General features: G+C 64.7%; 13 protein-coding genes. 10 read left to right on the top strand and 3 right to left on the bottom strand.

Features of this window, described 5'->3' with window-relative positions; genetic code table 11:
* Window positions 1-362: 362 nt before the first annotated feature.
* The 5 genes from JI743_RS08665 to JI743_RS08645 all read left to right on the top strand — a co-directional run bounded on the left by JI743_RS08665 (window position 363) and on the right by JI743_RS08645 (window position 7,280).
* Window positions 363-626 (top strand): GlsB/YeaQ/YmgE family stress response membrane protein, encoded by a 264-nt coding sequence (locus JI743_RS08665; RefSeq protein WP_201927904.1) that lies wholly within the window; start codon window positions 363-365, stop codon window positions 624-626.
* A gap of 95 nt (window positions 627-721) precedes the next feature.
* Window positions 722-994 (top strand): GlsB/YeaQ/YmgE family stress response membrane protein, encoded by a 273-nt coding sequence (locus JI743_RS08660; protein WP_201928721.1) that lies wholly within the window; start codon window positions 722-724, stop codon window positions 992-994.
* Window positions 995-1,275: 281 nt separating this feature from the next.
* Window positions 1,276-2,475 carry an efflux RND transporter periplasmic adaptor subunit gene (locus JI743_RS08655; RefSeq protein ID WP_438870683.1) on the top strand — a complete coding sequence of 400 codons (1,200 nt, stop codon included), beginning with the start codon at window positions 1,276-1,278 and terminating at the stop codon, window positions 2,473-2,475.
* 32 nt (window positions 2,476-2,507) lie between these two features.
* Window positions 2,508-5,924 (top strand): efflux RND transporter permease subunit, encoded by a 3,417-nt coding sequence (locus tag JI743_RS08650; RefSeq protein WP_201927903.1) that lies wholly within the window; start codon window positions 2,508-2,510, stop codon window positions 5,922-5,924.
* Window positions 5,925-6,035: 111 nt separating this feature from the next.
* Complete coding sequence (locus JI743_RS08645; protein WP_201928719.1) at window positions 6,036-7,280, top strand: DUF445 domain-containing protein; 1,245 nt, start codon at window positions 6,036-6,038, stop codon at window positions 7,278-7,280.
* Between the two features lie 6 nt (window positions 7,281-7,286).
* Here the strand turns inward: JI743_RS08645 and JI743_RS08640 are convergent, their stop codons facing one another.
* The gene (locus tag JI743_RS08640; protein WP_201927902.1) at window positions 7,287-8,078 is read right to left on the bottom strand and encodes a Rossmann-fold NAD(P)-binding domain-containing protein; all 792 of its coding nucleotides are present in this window, start codon (window positions 8,076-8,078) and stop codon (window positions 7,287-7,289) included.
* Window positions 8,079-8,124: 46 nt separating this feature from the next.
* Here JI743_RS08640 and pepN point away from each other — a divergent pair, with 46 nt between their 5' ends.
* Both pepN and JI743_RS08630 read left to right on the top strand, forming a co-directional pair.
* The gene (pepN, locus tag JI743_RS08635; protein WP_201927901.1) at window positions 8,125-10,725 is read left to right on the top strand and encodes an aminopeptidase N; all 2,601 of its coding nucleotides are present in this window, start codon (window positions 8,125-8,127) and stop codon (window positions 10,723-10,725) included.
* 166 nt (window positions 10,726-10,891) lie between these two features.
* Window positions 10,892-11,353, top strand: coding sequence for a GNAT family N-acetyltransferase (locus JI743_RS08630; RefSeq protein WP_201927899.1), 462 nt, complete (start codon window positions 10,892-10,894; stop codon window positions 11,351-11,353).
* A 31-nt stretch (window positions 11,354-11,384) separates the two neighbouring features.
* On the opposite strand, the gene JI743_RS08625 is transcribed toward JI743_RS08630, so the two are convergent.
* Window positions 11,385-11,708 (bottom strand): hypothetical protein, encoded by a 324-nt coding sequence (locus JI743_RS08625; RefSeq protein ID WP_201927897.1) that lies wholly within the window; start codon window positions 11,706-11,708, stop codon window positions 11,385-11,387.
* 35 nt (window positions 11,709-11,743) lie between these two features.
* On the opposite strand from JI743_RS08625, the gene JI743_RS08620 reads away from it, so the two are divergent.
* Complete coding sequence (locus JI743_RS08620; protein WP_201927895.1) at window positions 11,744-12,295, top strand: hypothetical protein; 552 nt, start codon at window positions 11,744-11,746, stop codon at window positions 12,293-12,295.
* A gap of 96 nt (window positions 12,296-12,391) precedes the next feature.
* Complete coding sequence (locus tag JI743_RS08615) at window positions 12,392-13,264, top strand: arylamine N-acetyltransferase family protein (protein WP_201927893.1); 873 nt, start codon at window positions 12,392-12,394, stop codon at window positions 13,262-13,264.
* Window positions 13,265-13,292: 28 nt separating this feature from the next.
* On the opposite strand, the gene JI743_RS08610 is transcribed toward JI743_RS08615, so the two are convergent.
* Window positions 13,293-14,240 (bottom strand): sulfotransferase domain-containing protein, encoded by a 948-nt coding sequence (locus JI743_RS08610; RefSeq protein ID WP_201927890.1) that lies wholly within the window; start codon window positions 14,238-14,240, stop codon window positions 13,293-13,295.
* A gap of 182 nt (window positions 14,241-14,422) precedes the next feature.
* On the opposite strand from JI743_RS08610, the gene JI743_RS08605 reads away from it, so the two are divergent.
* Complete coding sequence (locus tag JI743_RS08605) at window positions 14,423-14,668, top strand: hypothetical protein (RefSeq protein WP_201927889.1); 246 nt, start codon at window positions 14,423-14,425, stop codon at window positions 14,666-14,668.
* The last annotated feature ends 361 nt before the right edge of the window (window positions 14,669-15,029 follow it).

The raw sequence follows: 15,029 nt of genomic DNA, 5'->3' as shown, positions 1-15,029 counted from the left end.
CACCGGATAGTGGGGGTTGGCAGCGATGCCGGCCCCCATTTCGTATGCGCTTCCCGCGATGGAGGTCGCTGTGCGAAGCGCTGGTATCGCCTGAATCCATACTTTACGAAAAAAATGCCGAACGAGTGACAGCCGTCACAACGGCGTCGCATTGTGTGCCCTAAAACCCTTCTTGCGACCCGGAGACGTTCCCCGACCGGAACCGATCCTCCTCTTCCCGGTCAGCGGCAAGTGACGTTGACCGGGAACCTTTTCCCATCCGCTCGATTATATTTCCATCGTTCGAACGATGTCGGGGCGCGACGATGCGTCCAGCAAACCGGCGGCCGGTCGCGCCGTTGCGGGTTCGGAAAGGAAATCTAATGGGTATTATCATCACCTTGATTGTCGGCGGGATTATCGGCTGGCTGGCGAGCATCGTCATGCGCACTGATGCGCAGCAAGGAATATTGCTGAACATCGTCGTCGGTGTCGTCGGCGCTTTCCTGGGCAATATCCTGGGCGGCATGTTCGGCATGGGCGCGACATTGAGCTCGTTCAATCCGATCGGGCTGCTGTGGGCCTTTATCGGTGCGCTCGTGCTTCTCGCGATCGTCAACATGGTGCGCCGCGGTCGCGTTCGGTGACGGTTGCCCGGCGCGCTGGTCGCGCGTGATCTTTTGGGTTAGCATTCATTCGCCTGCAAAGTCGGGCATCCGCAATGATCGTAGGGGGTCATCACATGCTTACTTGGATTATCGCAATCATCATGGGCGGGATTATCGGTTGGCTGGCGAGCATCGTCATGAAAACCGATGCCCAGCAGGGAATTTTCCTGAATATCATCGTCGGTGGTATCGGATCCATTCTGGGGCGTTTCCTGTTCGGAAGCTTTCTGGGTGGTGGACATCTGCGTGGCGATGCCTTTGATCCGATGACGCTGCTCACGGCGTTTCTGGGGGCGGTGGTGCTGCTTGCGATCGTCAATCTGATACGGCGCGGTCGCGTTCGCTGACGGCGGGCGCCAGAGGCCGGCAAGACCGGTTCGCGCGAACGGGGCGGCCACCGCAGGGTGCGCCGCCCTTTTCGTTGGCTAGCCTATGGAAATTATATCGGAACTTGCCTATGCCGCCTCGCTGGACGGACCGGGGGAGCGGCGGTGTTTCGCCCTCTTGCCACTAGTGATATAATGGGGTAATACACCTTCGACGGGATCGCTTCCGTCGTGTGGGCCGGAATGGGATGTCGCGCAGCGACAACGTCCCGGCTGCTGCCGTCGGCAGAAGAGGATTCGACGTGAACTACGAGCGGAAAGTGGATTCGATGGACAGCCTGGCGGGGACGCAAAGCTTTTACGAGGAAACCGACAGCCGTCGGAAGCGGACGAGACTGATTATCGCGCTGGTGTTGATCGGGTTGGCGCTCGTCGCCGCCTGGTACGCCTTCACGCACGGCAAGGACGGCGCCGCAGCGGGGGCCGATGGGGCCGGCGAGGCTGCTAGCACGCCGAGCGTCACCGTCGTCATCCCCGGGCGCGTTTCGGTCGAGGCTGCCATTGCGGCGACCGGAACAATAGCCGCGCGGCGCGAAATGCCCGTCGGCGTTGCGGGCGAGGGCGGCCAAGTGCAACGCGTGCTCGTCGAACCCGGCCAGTGGGTCGGCGCCGGCCAGACGCTCGCGGTGATCGACCGGTCGGTTCAGGCGCAGCAGGCGGCGAGCCTCGCGGCCTCGATCCGCGTCGCGCAGGCGGACGCGAACCTGGCGCAGGCAGAGTTGGAGCGCGCCGAAGCGCTCGTTTCGCGCGGCTTCATTTCAAAGGCCGACATGGACCGCAAGCGCGCTACCCGCGACGCCGCCAACGCGCGCGTCCGCGTCGCGCAGGCGCAATATGCCGAAGCGACGGCACGCAACGGTCGGCTCAACATCGTTGCCCCGGCTGCGGGGCTGGTACTCACGCGTCAGGTCGAACCCGGACAGGTCGTTGGCGCGGGCAGCGGTGTGCTTTTCCGCATGGCGCGCGGCGGCGAAATGGAAATGCTTGCGCAAATGGCCGAGGCCGACCTGCAGAAGGTGAAGGTCGGTACGCGCGCGACCGTGACTCCCGTCGGCACCGACCTGAAAATATCGGGGCAGGTCTGGCAGGTGTCTCCGATAGTGAACGCCGAATCGCGCCAGGGCATGGTGCGCATCGCGGTTCCCTATAGCGACGCGCTGCGCCCCGGCGGCTTTGCCGACGCGCGGTTGGTGTCGGGAACGGCCGAATTGCCGTTGCTTCCCGAAAGCGCCGTGCTGAGCGGTCCCGAGGGCAATTATGTCCTGATCGTCGATCAGAATGACACGATCGCTCGCCGTCCGGTCAAGATCGGCGCGGTCAGCGATCGCGGCGTTTCGATTGCGTCCGGGCTGACCGGCACCGAAAAGGTCGTCGCACTCGCGGGTGCGTTCCTGAACCCGGGCGAGAAGGTCAAACCCGTCGTCCAGAAATCTTCGCGATAATTGCCCGGCGCGGCACATAAGGCGTTTGAATCATGAGCTTTCGTAACATCTCCGCCTGGTGCATTCGCAATCCGGTGCCGCCGATCGTCATGTTCGTTCTGTTGCTGCTGGCCGGCGTCGTCAGCTTCAACCGGATGGACGTCAACGACAATCCGGACATCGAATTTCCTGCCGTCCAGGTCATCGTCGTGCAACCGGGTGCGGCACCGTCGGAGCTTGAGACGCAGGTGACGCAACGCGTCGAAGCTGCGGTGCGCAGCGTGAGCGGCGTCGACGAAATGTCCTCCTATGTCAGCGAGGGCAACAGCCGAACGATGGTGCAGTTCGCGATCGGGACACCGATTGACCGCGCCTATAACGATGTGAACCAGGCGATCTCGCAGATCCGCAGCGACTTGCCCGACGGCATCCTCGAGCCGCGGGTTATTCGCGTCGACATCGCGGGCGGGCCGATCACCTATTTCGCCGTCGAAACGTCGGACATGACGCTTGAGCAGCTGTCGTGGTTCGTCGACAACACCGTCGCCAAGGAATTGCTCTCGATCCCGGGGATGAGCCAGGTTCGCCGTTCGGGTGGCGTCGATCGCGAGATCCGCGTCATCCTCGATCCCGCGCGCATGCAAAGCTATGGATTGACCGCGAGCCAGGTGAACCAGCAGCTTCGCCAGGTGAACCTAAACGCCGCGGGCGGACGCACCGAAATTGCAGGTTCCGAACAGGCGGTGCGCGTGCTCGGCAACGCGGACAGCGCCTTCCAGCTCGGCGAAACGCACATCTCGATCGGCGGCGGTCGTACGATCCGTCTTGCCGACGTTGCGGCCGTCACCGACGGCTATGCCGAACAGCGCAACATCGCGAAGATCCGCGGCCGTCAGGTGCTCTCTTTCTCGATCGAAAAGGCGAAGGGCGCGTCCGACGTCACCGTCCATGACGAGACGATGAAGAAGCTGGAGCAGATCAAGAAGAACAATCCCAAGGTCGACTTCAAGATCCTCTTCACACGCACCGAATATACGAAGGAACAATATCGCAGCTCGATGGCGGCGATGATCGAGGGCGCAGTGCTCGCCGTCGTTGTCGTCTTCCTGTTCCTGCGCGACTGGCGCGCGACGATGATTTCGGCGCTTGCGATCCCGTTGTCGGCCATCCCGACCTTCTGGTTCATGGACATGATGGGCTTTTCGCTCAACGGCCTTTCGCTGCTAGCGCTCAGCCTTGTCGCCGGCGTGCTCGTCGACGATGCGATTGTCGAGATCGAGAATATCGTCCGGCACATGCGCATGGGCAAGACCGCCTATCAGGCGTCGATCGACGCCGCTGACGAAATCGGTCTTGCGGTCGTCGCGACGACGATGTCGATCGTCGCAGTCTTCCTTCCCGTCGCACTGATGCCGGGCATTTCGGGGCAATTCTTCATCCAGTTCGGCATGACCGTCGTGTTTGCCGTGCTGATGAGCTTGGCCGTCGCGCGCATGATCACGCCGATGATCGCCGCCTATTTCCTCGCCGCGCAGGGTGAGCAGGATCATGCCAACGGACCGTGGATCGACCGCTACGAACGGCTGCTGACCTTCACGCTCGACAACAGCAAGCAGAAGGCGGTGCGTGCGCGTTACGAGGCATGGCCGACCAAGCTCGCCTATCTCGGCGTGCCGTTCGCGTTCGCCGGCCTCTATGTGCTTTACGCCATCTATTCCTATTTCCAGCCGGTCCCGCTGGGACAGGATGGCCCGAACCCGGCGATGTACTTCCTCCTGCAGATGCCGTTCACGGCGATCTTCGTATTCCTCGCCGCCAGCCTGTTGCTCATCATTCTGGGCGCACTTGCCTGGGTTCTGGGCATGCGTGGTTACGGCGTGACCAACTGGAGCAAATTCATGCTCCAACGCGCCTATGCGCGGCTGCACGACCATCGCGTCTGGATCGTCGGCATCGGCTTCGGCGCCTTTGCGCTCAGCATCGTCCTGTTTGCGACGCTCCCGCAGCAGTTCCAGCCGACAATCAACAGCGACTATAGCCAGGTCCGCTATGAGCTGCCGCCCGGATCGACGCTGGCCCAGAGCGAGCATATCTCGAACCAGATCAACGAGATTCTTTCGAATAACGATGTGGTCGAAAATGCCTTCTATGACGTGCGCGTCGGCGAAGGGTCGGTCTATATCACGCTCAAGAAGGACCGCGAGCTCAGCAGCGTCGAGTGGGAGCGCGGGCTCCAGCCGCGCATGTCGGCGATTCCCGATGCCCGCGTGAATTTCGCGAGCCAGTCGGGCGGCTTCTCCGGCCGCGACATCACTTTCATCATCGGCGGCGACGATCCTGTCGCGCTCGAACGCCATGCGCGCCAGATCGTCAAGGAGATGGAAGGCGTCAAGGAGTTGCGCGGCGCGCGCATCGAGGGCGACATTCCGCGGCCCGAGATTATCGTCACGCCGCGCCTCGACCTTGCAGCCGAGCTGGGCGTCACGACGGCGGCGCTCAGCCAGACGATCCGCATCGCGACGATCGGCGACATCGACCAGAATGCTGCCAAATTCTCGCTGTCCGATCGCCAGATCCCGATCCGCGTGCTGCTCTCCGAAGACTCGCGGCGCGCCTTGTCGACGATCGAGAATCTCCCGGTCCCGACATCGCGCGGCACCACGGTCCCGCTCAAGTCGGTCGCGCAGATCGGCTTCGGCGCGGGACCGACCGAACTGCGGCGTTATAACCAGACGCGGCGCATCGTCATCGGTGCCGATCTGGCGCCGGGACTCGTTACCGGCGACGGGCAAAAGAAGATCGACGCGCTGCCGTCGGTCAAGAATATGCCGCAGGGTATCCGCAAGGTGATCCAGGGCGATCAGAAATGGCAGGCGGAGCTGATCAACAACTTCATCATCGCGGTGATTTCGGGGTTGATGCTCGTCTTCTCGACGCTCGTGCTGCTCTATCGCCGTTTCCTGTCGCCGCTGGTCAACATGTCGTCGCTGCTCCTCGCGCCCCTCGGCGGCCTGCTCGGGCTGCTTGTCACCGGGATGGAAATTTCGATGCCGGTCTATATCGGCCTGCTGATGCTGCTCGGTATCGTGGCCAAGAACTCGATCCTGCTCGTCGATTTCGCGATCGAGGAAATGGACAAGGGGATCGGTAAGGTCGAAGCCTTGCGCGATGCAGGCCGCAAGCGTGCGCAGCCGATCGTCATGACGACGGTCGCGATGGTCGCGGGCATGGTCCCGACCGCGCTGTCACTGTCGGGCGACGGGGCATGGCGTGCGCCGATGGGTGTCGTCGTGATCGGCGGCCTGATCCTCTCGACCGTGCTGACGTTGCTGATCGTTCCGGCGGGCTTCAGCCTTGCCGACAGCATCGAAAAGCGCCTCGGCCGCTTCTTCTCGTCGAATCTGCTCACCTATCGCAAGGGCGACGACACGCGGCCACATGGCGAACCGGCGCCGCAACCTGCGGAGTGACCGGGCGCGGCCCCAGCCGCCGCGCCGGTTGCAACCTTTGGCGGGCTTCGCCATTGGGTTGGCATGACGGATAGCGTTTCAGCCCGGTCCGACGCAGGCGGCGCGGATTTCATGCGCCGCGGCGTCGCCGTGCCGACCGGCGGGCTCAATATCCGCGTTGTGGCGACGGGTATGCTGGTCGTGATGGCGGTCGTGTTCGTCAGCGCCAAATATTATCAGGACGTGCATCCGGCGATCGGCTTTGTCCGGGCCTTTGCCGAGGCCGCGATGGTCGGCGGGCTCGCCGACTGGTTCGCAGTGACCGCGCTCTTCCGCCATCCTATGGGGCTGCCGATTCCGCACACCGCGATCGTCCCGCGGAACAAGAACCGCATCGGCGATACGCTGGCGCGCTTCCTGCTCAATAACTTTCTGCTGCCGCGCCTGATCGCACGAAAAATGCTGACGGTCGACGTCGCGGGGGCGGTCGGCAAGTTCCTCGCACATCCTGCCGAGGGCGGCGGGCGTCTGCGGCTCGGCGCGTCGCGGATAATCGCCGACGGGCTCGGCGCGCTCGACCAGCAACGGCTCGGCGGGATGGTCAAGTCGGCGATCGCCGACCGGTTGCGCGAACTTGATGTCGCGCCGCTGCTGGGGCAGGCCTTGCAGGCCGCGCTCGCCGAGGGGCGGCACCAGCCCTTGCTCGACGCGATGGTAAAGTGGGGGTCGAAGACGCTCGATCTCAACGCGCACCTGATCCACCAGATGGTTCACGACAACAGCAACGCGATCGTGCGCTTCACCGGCCTTGACGAGAGTATTTCGAACCGCATCGTCGCGGGGCTCGGCAAGCTGCTCAGCGAAATGGCGGTCGAGCCCGATCATCCGCTGCGTATCCGCGTCGAAGAAGGGCTCGCCAAAATGGCGCTCGACCTGCAGCATGACCCCGAGGTCAAGGAAAAGGTCGCGCGCGTCCGCGACGAATTGCTCGAAAACAAGGCGGTCAAGCGCTGGCTCGACGGATTGTGGGAACAGGGTCGCGGCGCGCTGCTCAAGGCCGCACGCGATCCCGAAACGATGCTCGCCGGGCGGATCGGCGAGCTCGTCACCCAATTCGGTACGATGCTGGGCGAAGACGTTCATATCAAGCGCACGCTCAACCGCTATGCGCGCCGCGCGGTGGTGGGCGTGGTCGACAGCTATGGGGAGACCGCGCTCAAGCTCGTGTCCGACACGATCCGCGGCTGGGACGCCAAGACGATTACCGACCGGCTGGAAAATGCGGTGGGCGATGACCTGCAATATATCCGCATCAACGGCACGCTGGTCGGCGGACTGGTTGGGGTCGCGATTCACACGGTCGATGTGTTGATTTGACGACGGCTACAGCAGGCGCGCCAGCCCTTCGCGAAAACTGGGATAGCGCGGCGCCCAACCGATGAGGCGTTTTGCCTTGCCGTTCGCGACGCGGCGGTTCTCGGCATAAAAGGCGCGGGCGGCGGGTGACAGGCCTGCTTCATCGATCCTTTGCAGCGGCGGGACAGGGAGACCGAGCATCGCGCAGCCCCATTCGACGAGGCGGTTCTGGTGGCACGGCTCGTCGTCCGCCAGATTATAGACGCCGGGCGGCCCCGTGAAGGAGGCGATCACGCCGCCCGCTATGTCGTCGACATGGACGCGACTGAACACCTGATCGGGCAGGTCGATGCGATGGGCGCGACCCGTGCGCAGGCGGTCGAGGATCGAACGGCCGGGGCCATAGATGCCGGGCAGGCGAAAGACGCGTGCGTCGCTTCGCAGTTCGGCCCATGCTGCATCGGCAGCGTTGCGCGGGGCGCGGCGACCCTGGATGGATGCGCTTTCGTCGACCCACGCGCCGCCGGTATCGCCATAGACGCCGGTCGAGGAAAGATAACCGACCCACCCCGCCGGGGCGACCGCAACCGCTTCGCCATAGCGGGCGAGTACCGGATCGCCCCGCTCGCCCGGCGGCACCGACGACAGGATGTGCGTCGCGCCGCGCAGGGCCGCTAACACCGCCGTCTCGTCGTCGAAGCGTAACGTCGCGTCGCGCCCGTCGCGCGTCGTTCCCACGACGTCCCACCCGCGCGCTTCCAGTCGCGCGGCGAGGTGACGCGCGGCATAGCCCATTCCGAAAATCAGCATCTGTCCCATCGCCGCCCTTATTGCGCGCCGCGCGGCGCAAGCCTAGACCGAAGCGATGACCGACGTCTCTTCCTCCCCGCCCGTCCCCGTTACCATTCATCGCGGCGATTACCGCCCGCCCGAGTGGCGCGTTCCCGATATTGCGCTCGATTTTCGGCTCGACCTGGCGGAGACGTCCGTGACTGCTGCGTTGGCTGTCGAACGCGATATCGAAACGCCATCACCGCTGGTCTTGCGCGGCGACGGTTTGACGCCGGAGGCCGTACGCGTCGATGGCGAGGTTTGGAACGACTGGCGGATGGACGGGTCCGATCTGATCGTCGACCTTGGCGACCGGACGGCGGCCACGGTCGAGGTCGACACGCGAATCGACCCGAGCGCGAATACGCAGCTCATGGGGCTCTATGCTTCGAACAACATGCTCTGCACCCAGTGCGAGGCCGAAGGCTTTCGCCGCATCACCTTCCACCCCGACCGCCCCGATGTGCTCAGTCGCTACAAGGTGCGGATGGAAGCCGACAAGACGCGCTTCCCGATCCTGCTGTCGAACGGTAATTGCATCGACAAGGGCGCAGGCGAAGGCGGCAAACATTGGGCGCTGTGGGAAGATCCGTGGCCCAAGCCCTCCTATCTCTTCGCGCTCGTCGCGGGCGACCTCGTCGTCAACCGCGACGAATTCGTCACCATGTCGGGACGCAAGGTCGAGCTGGGCATCTGGGTGCGCGCGGGCGACGAGAGCCGCACCGGCCATGCGATGCAGGCGCTGAAGAACAGCATGGCGTGGGACGAGCGGGTCTATGGTCGCGAATATGACCTCGACCTCTTCAACATCGTCGCGGTGAGTGATTTCAACATGGGGGCGATGGAGAACAAGGGGCTCAATATCTTCAACACGCGCTATATCCTTGCCGACCCCGACACCGCGACCGACGCCGATTATGACGGGGTTGAGGGCGTCGTCGCGCACGAATATTTTCACAATTGGTCGGGCAATCGGATCACCTGCCGCGACTGGTTCCAGCTGAGCCTGAAGGAAGGCTTCACCGTCTATCGCGACCAGAGTTTCTCGGCCGACATGGGATCGCCCGCGGTCAAGCGAATCGAGGACGTCCGCCTGCTTCGCGCGGCGCAATTCCCGGAGGATGCGGGACCGCTCGCGCATCCGATCCGGCCCGACAGCTATCAGGAAATCAGCAATTTCTACACCGCGACCGTCTATAACAAGGGCGCCGAGATCATTCGCATGATGGCGACGATGGCGGGCCCCGAGCGCTTCCGCAAAGGCACCGACCTCTATTTCGACCGCCACGACGGAGAGGCCGCAACGTGCGAGGATTTTGTCCGGGCGATCGAGGATGGCGCAGGGCTCGATCTCAAGCAGTTTCGCCTCTGGTACAGCCAGGCGGGAACGCCGCGCGTTACGGCGCGCGTCGAACATGACGCGGCATCGGGTGCGGCGCAGCTTCATCTGACACAGAATGTTCCGCCGACGCCCGGTCAGCCGGTCAAGGTGCCGATGCCGATTCCGCTACGGATCAAGGCCTTTGACCGAAGCGCGACTGCGACGCAGGCCGGCGAGCAACTGGTCGTGCTGCACGATGCCGAAACACTCGTTCCGCTCGGGCAGTTCGCAGCGTCGCCGCAGCTGTCGCTGAACCGCGGCTTTTCGGCGCCGGTCATCATTGATTTCGAGCGCGGAGCCGACGAACTCGGCTGGCTCGCCGCGCATGACGATGATCCCTTCGCGCGTTACGAGGCGCTCCAGCAGCTGATGCTCGACACGCTCGTCGCAGCGGTTTCGGGCAAGCCGGGTCACCGCCAGGCGGTAATCGATGCGGTGGCGGAAACGCTGCGCGGCCGTGAGGCGGACCCGGCCTTTGTCGCCGAAGCGGTGTTGTTGCCGAGTGAGGCGTTCATCGGCGACCAGATGTTGACGGTCGACCCCGACGCGATCCGCCGCGAGCGGCTCGCGCTGCAGGATGCGATCGGCGCGGCGCTCGAAAGCGAGTGGCGCTCCATTCTTGCCGAGGGCGCGCCGCCGGCGTCGATCCTGTCGCGCAAGGCAAAGGGCGGGCGGCGCCTCCGCGGTGTCGCGCTCGCCTATCTGGCGGCCACCGACCGCGCCGATGTGCCGTCGCTGGCATTCACAATTTTCTCGGAAGCCGACGGGATGACCGAGCGGCAGGCGGCGCTCGCTACACTGGCGCATGGCGACAGCGACGAGCGCGCGCACGCGCTCGACATTTTCTACCAGCGCTATCGCGACAATCCGCTCGTGCTCGACAAATGGTTCCAGGTGCAGGCGTGGTCGATGCGCCCCGATACGGTCGATGCGGTGCGCGCGCTTGCGCAGCATCCCGATTTCACGCTGACCAATCCCAACCGCGTGCGCGCGCTGTACGGTGCGCTGACGGGCAATCAGGCGGCCTTCCATCAGGCCGACGGTGCGGGATACCGCACCATCGCCGACCTCGTCATCGCGCTCGATCCCAAAAATCCGCAGACCGCCGCACGGATGATCCCGCCACTGGGACGTTGGAAGCGCTTCGACGAGGCACGTGCCGCGATGATGAAGGCTGAGCTCGACCGGATTTTGGCGCAACCGGGGCTGTCACGCGACGTAACCGAACAGGCGAGCAAAAGCTTGCTCGGCTGAGCGACTGCCGTTGAGAGAGAATTGACGGCGGCTGTAACGGTCGCGGCGTTGTGCGCGTATTCCGGAAATGGCACGAGTAGGCTTGGCAAGATGGCGTAGCAACGATCGTCCCGAGATAACGTTTTTGCGGCTGTCAGAGATACCGGCGGCGCAAATATTGGACCACATGGCCGACGAGCGGATTGCGCGCCATTTGCCCTTGATGCGCGCGCCGTGGGATATCGAGACGGTCCGGGCTTTCGTGGCTGCGAAAGAAGAGTGCTGGCGACGCGACGGACTCGGCCATTGGGCGATAATGATCGACGGGCGTTACGCAGGCTGGGGCGGATTCCAGTTGGAAGGAGATGATTGGGATTTCGGTCTCGTCCTGCATCCCCGGGCTTTCGGATATGGCGCCGCCATCGCGCGAAAGGCGATCGAATTTGCCAAGCAGCATGAATCAATTGCCGAGGTTAGCTTCCTGTTGCCGCCATCGCGGCGCAACGCGTTCTTGCTCTCCCGTTTCGGCGCCGAACGCGCCGGAGAGGTTGTGGTCGATGGCCAGCTTTTCCACAGGCACCTGCTCGATCTTCGAGCGGAGGCGCCAGTGTTTACGCCGTCCCGCGATCGGTGCCGGTCGGACGGCTGACCTGGCCGAGCTCAATGAACCTCGCGCTGCGCTATGACGCCGGACGGATCGACATGGCGACCGAGCGCGCGCTCCGCATCTTGCCCGCGATGTCGCCGTCTTTCCCAGGGACATCGTAGGTATAGACGGCAACGATCTTTTCGGCGGCGGTCGTGATGCACGCGCCGAGAATGATCGGATAGGTCACGCCGCCGCCGTTCACTTTCACCGAGCCGCCCATATAGGCGCAATCGCTGTCGGTCCCGCGCGGAGCGTGGAAGGGGGTCGCCGAATGCGTGCCGGCTTTCGTCGGCGCGCGGCAACGCCCGACAGCAGCAGGCTCGACTCGGTTGTTGTGTGGGCTTAGGGTGGGCATCGTTTCCAGCGTTCCGGCCGAGGGAGAGTGTGACGATGGTTCGCAGGATGGTCGTAGCGGCGGCGGCGCTGGGCGTGCTTGCAGGGTGCAGCGAGGATCCGGCGGCGGACGCCAGGGGCGATGCAGGCGCAAATGCGGTGCTTCCCGCCGGCCCCGCGGCGCGTATCGACAAGATCGCGGCCGCCGACCTGCCCGACGCGGTGCGCGCGGCGGTGCTCACCCGGATTCCCGACATGACGATCGTCGAGGCCGAGCGCAAGGAGCGCGACGGCATGGTCTTCTATGACGTCGAAGGCACGCGCGCCGACGGCAGCGAGATCGAACTCGACATATTGGAGGAGGGCGGCCAGTACCGCGTGGTCGAGGTCCAGCGCGACATCGAATGGACCGCGGCGCCGGCCGAGGTGATCGCGGCGGCCGGCGCGGCGCCCGACAGTTTCACCCCCGAACGCGTGATCGAAAGCACCCAGAATGACGGGACGGTGGTTTTCGAGCTGTTCGCACCGGGCAAGCCCGACGAGCCCGCGGCGGAAGTGAACTGGAAGGACGGCCGCGCCGAACTGCGCCGCGAGCGCAATGCCTATTAGACCGCGCCGCCGCGCCATCCGAACGGGCGCTTGACCTAAAGCGCGGTTGAGCTTGCAGAGACGGAGGCAAATGATTCGCGAAAGGATGATTTGCCCATGCTCTACCGCCCGTTTTCTCCCGATTTATCGACTGTCGATGCGGCGCCATCGCTGTTGACGCGCCACGCGGAGCGCACGGGCTATGCGGGACCGCCGCCCGCGCCGACGATGGAGGTTTTGCGCGCGTTGCAGGCGGCGCATCTGGCCGCGATCCCGTTCGAATCCTTCGACCCCCTGATGGGCCAGGCGGTCGATACCGGCGCGGAGGCGGTCGATGCCAAGCTGCTCGGGCCACGGCGGCGCGGCGGATATTGTTTCGAACAGAATGGGCTGTTCCTGCGTGTGCTGCGGGCGGCGGGCTTTGTCGCCGAACCCTTGCTCGGCCGCGTGCGGTGGATGATGCCGGGCGACGCGCCGCCGACAGCGCGCACGCATCTGGTGCTGCGCGTGATGCTGGAAGGGCGCGCGTGGCTCGTCGATGTGGGGTTCGGCGCGACGGTGCCGCCGCAGCCGCTCGCGATGGACCATTCGCGGCCGCAGCCGACGCGGCACGAGCGCTATCGCGTGCGCCGCGGACGGCGTTCATACCGCGTCGAGGCCGAGGTCAAGGGCGAATGGCGCGTGCTTTACGACGTGGAGGACAGCCCCGCGCCGGCGATCGACCTGGAGGTCGGCAATTGGTACACCTCGACGCATCCCGCGTCGCATTTCCGCCACACGCTCGTCGCCGCGCGTACGACCGATGCGGCGCGGCACGGGCTGCGCGACAATCGGCTGACGATCCGCCACGCCGACGGCGCGGTCGAGCAGCGATACCTCGACGCCGACGCGATCGAACGCGCGCTGGCCGACATCTTCCTGATCGACGTCGAGCCCGGCTGGCGCCGCGCGATCGAGCGTGCGGCGACGGCCGAGGTGGCGCCCGCCTAGGCGCCACCCCGTACCGCCGTGCCGCGCGTCAGGCCGCGAGCGCCTTGGCGCCGAGCCGCCCGTGCTCGCACCATGCGGCGAGTTCGGGGCTGAATTCGGCTGCGACCTTTGCATCATAGAGCGCGAGGTCGTCGGCGCGGAAAATGTCGCGCCAGCGGCCGTTGGTGCCCTTGTGCAGGAAGGTCTTGCCGCCGCCTTCCCAGATGTCTGCGGCGGTCGGCAAAAGTTCGTCCGACGCGGCCTTCATCGCGTCGAAACCCGCCGCCTCGATCAGCGTCGGCCACAGCGCCTCGTCGATCGCGATGCCGAGGAAGTCGGCAATCCGCCGCATCTCGCCGCCGCGGTCGGCCTTGAGGTCGTTATAGTGGACGAGCAGGACATTGGGGTCGCTGCGCGCTTCCCAAAAGCTGGTTTCCATCGCGAAATAAGAGGCGCCGGGGTCGCCCATCGCATCCTCGTCGCCGACGAGCCAGTCGTGGAAATGCTGCGCCGGGTCGGTCGGCACGAAATCGGGCGCATCGCCGAATTTCGGATCTTCCAGGCTGACGCGCGCAAATTCGGCGACGATCCCGGGGGTATAATTGCGCTTGTGATTGAAGAAGGACATGGCGGCGTCGCGGCCGTCGCGCGCGACATGGATGAACTTCACGCCCTCGTGCACGGGCAGCGCGTCGAAGGGCAGGTGCGACTTCAGGAAGCGGCGATGCGTCTGCGATGCGGCGATCCCGTGCGTCGCTTCCACAGGGATGAAGCGGAAATCGGGCCAGGGCGAGCTTTCCTGTACCGAAAAGGGCGCCGCGCTGCCGAAGACGAGCATCCCGACGATGCGCTGCGTCCAGGTGGTGCCGCATTTGGGATAGGTCGAGATGATGATGTCGTCGCCGCGCATCGGGAAGTCGTCCCACAAGGCGCTGTCGAAGAAGCGCGAGCGCACGGGGCGCGTCGCGGGACGGATCAAGCGGGGGATGGTCGTCATGCAGGTCCTTTCGCTTCGGGATCGTCATGTCCCGACGCCAGGAGACGGAGCGGGTCATGCGAAACCTCGATTCTGATTCGCGCACCCATTGCGGTGCACGGCGGCTCTGTGCGAGGGCGACCTGCGCACGGCAGTGCCGCCGGTCACAGTCCCGAATTTTGTGCGGTGCCCCCTCGTCCCCGATGCGACTCGCCCCTGCGCCGCGCAGCATAGCGCAGGAGCGCGCAAAGGTCGCGGCCGCCGGAAAGATCGCGACGCGCCCCCGGCTGGCCGCCCGCGCCCCAGCCAGCGGCTCGCGCGTGCGCAAGGTTACCGCCTTGCGGTTTTCGATCCGGTCGAAGCGGAGCGGGAAGGGCGCCGCGGCGAAACTGTCGAGCGCGGCGATGGTCGCGGGCAGCCACTCGGGCGGCGCAGTGTGCAGGTCGTAGAGCGAGATGAGCGTGACATGGAGGGGGTGGGGGCCGCGCCCGGGGTCGTTGCGCGGCAACGCTCGATCGCCGCCCGCACCTCCGGCGGCGGTTTAGCCATGATGTAGAGGGGGTTCCGGGCGCGCATGGGCATGGTGTGGGGCGGTGCAGAATAGCTGCACCCTGTGTGGCCTGGAGGCTAAGCACAAGACAACGCTGCGATTTGGCAAGACTTGCCAATTTTGGAAGCATCGGATTTGGGAACTCTGGCAATCAATCGGTCTCAGTTTGGATGATTTCTTAAATTTGGCAAATTTGCCTCCATTTTGTAAGCGCTAATGACTCACGCGAAAATTCGTGCGGCAAGGCGTTTGAAAATTCG

The sequence above is a fragment of the Sphingopyxis jiangsuensis genome, from assembly GCF_016734905.1.
GTDB classification, from domain to species: domain Bacteria; phylum Pseudomonadota; class Alphaproteobacteria; order Sphingomonadales; family Sphingomonadaceae; genus Sphingopyxis; species Sphingopyxis jiangsuensis.
The sequence above is the reverse complement of the archived record's forward strand: the minus strand, read 5'-3'. Positions and strand labels throughout refer to the sequence as shown.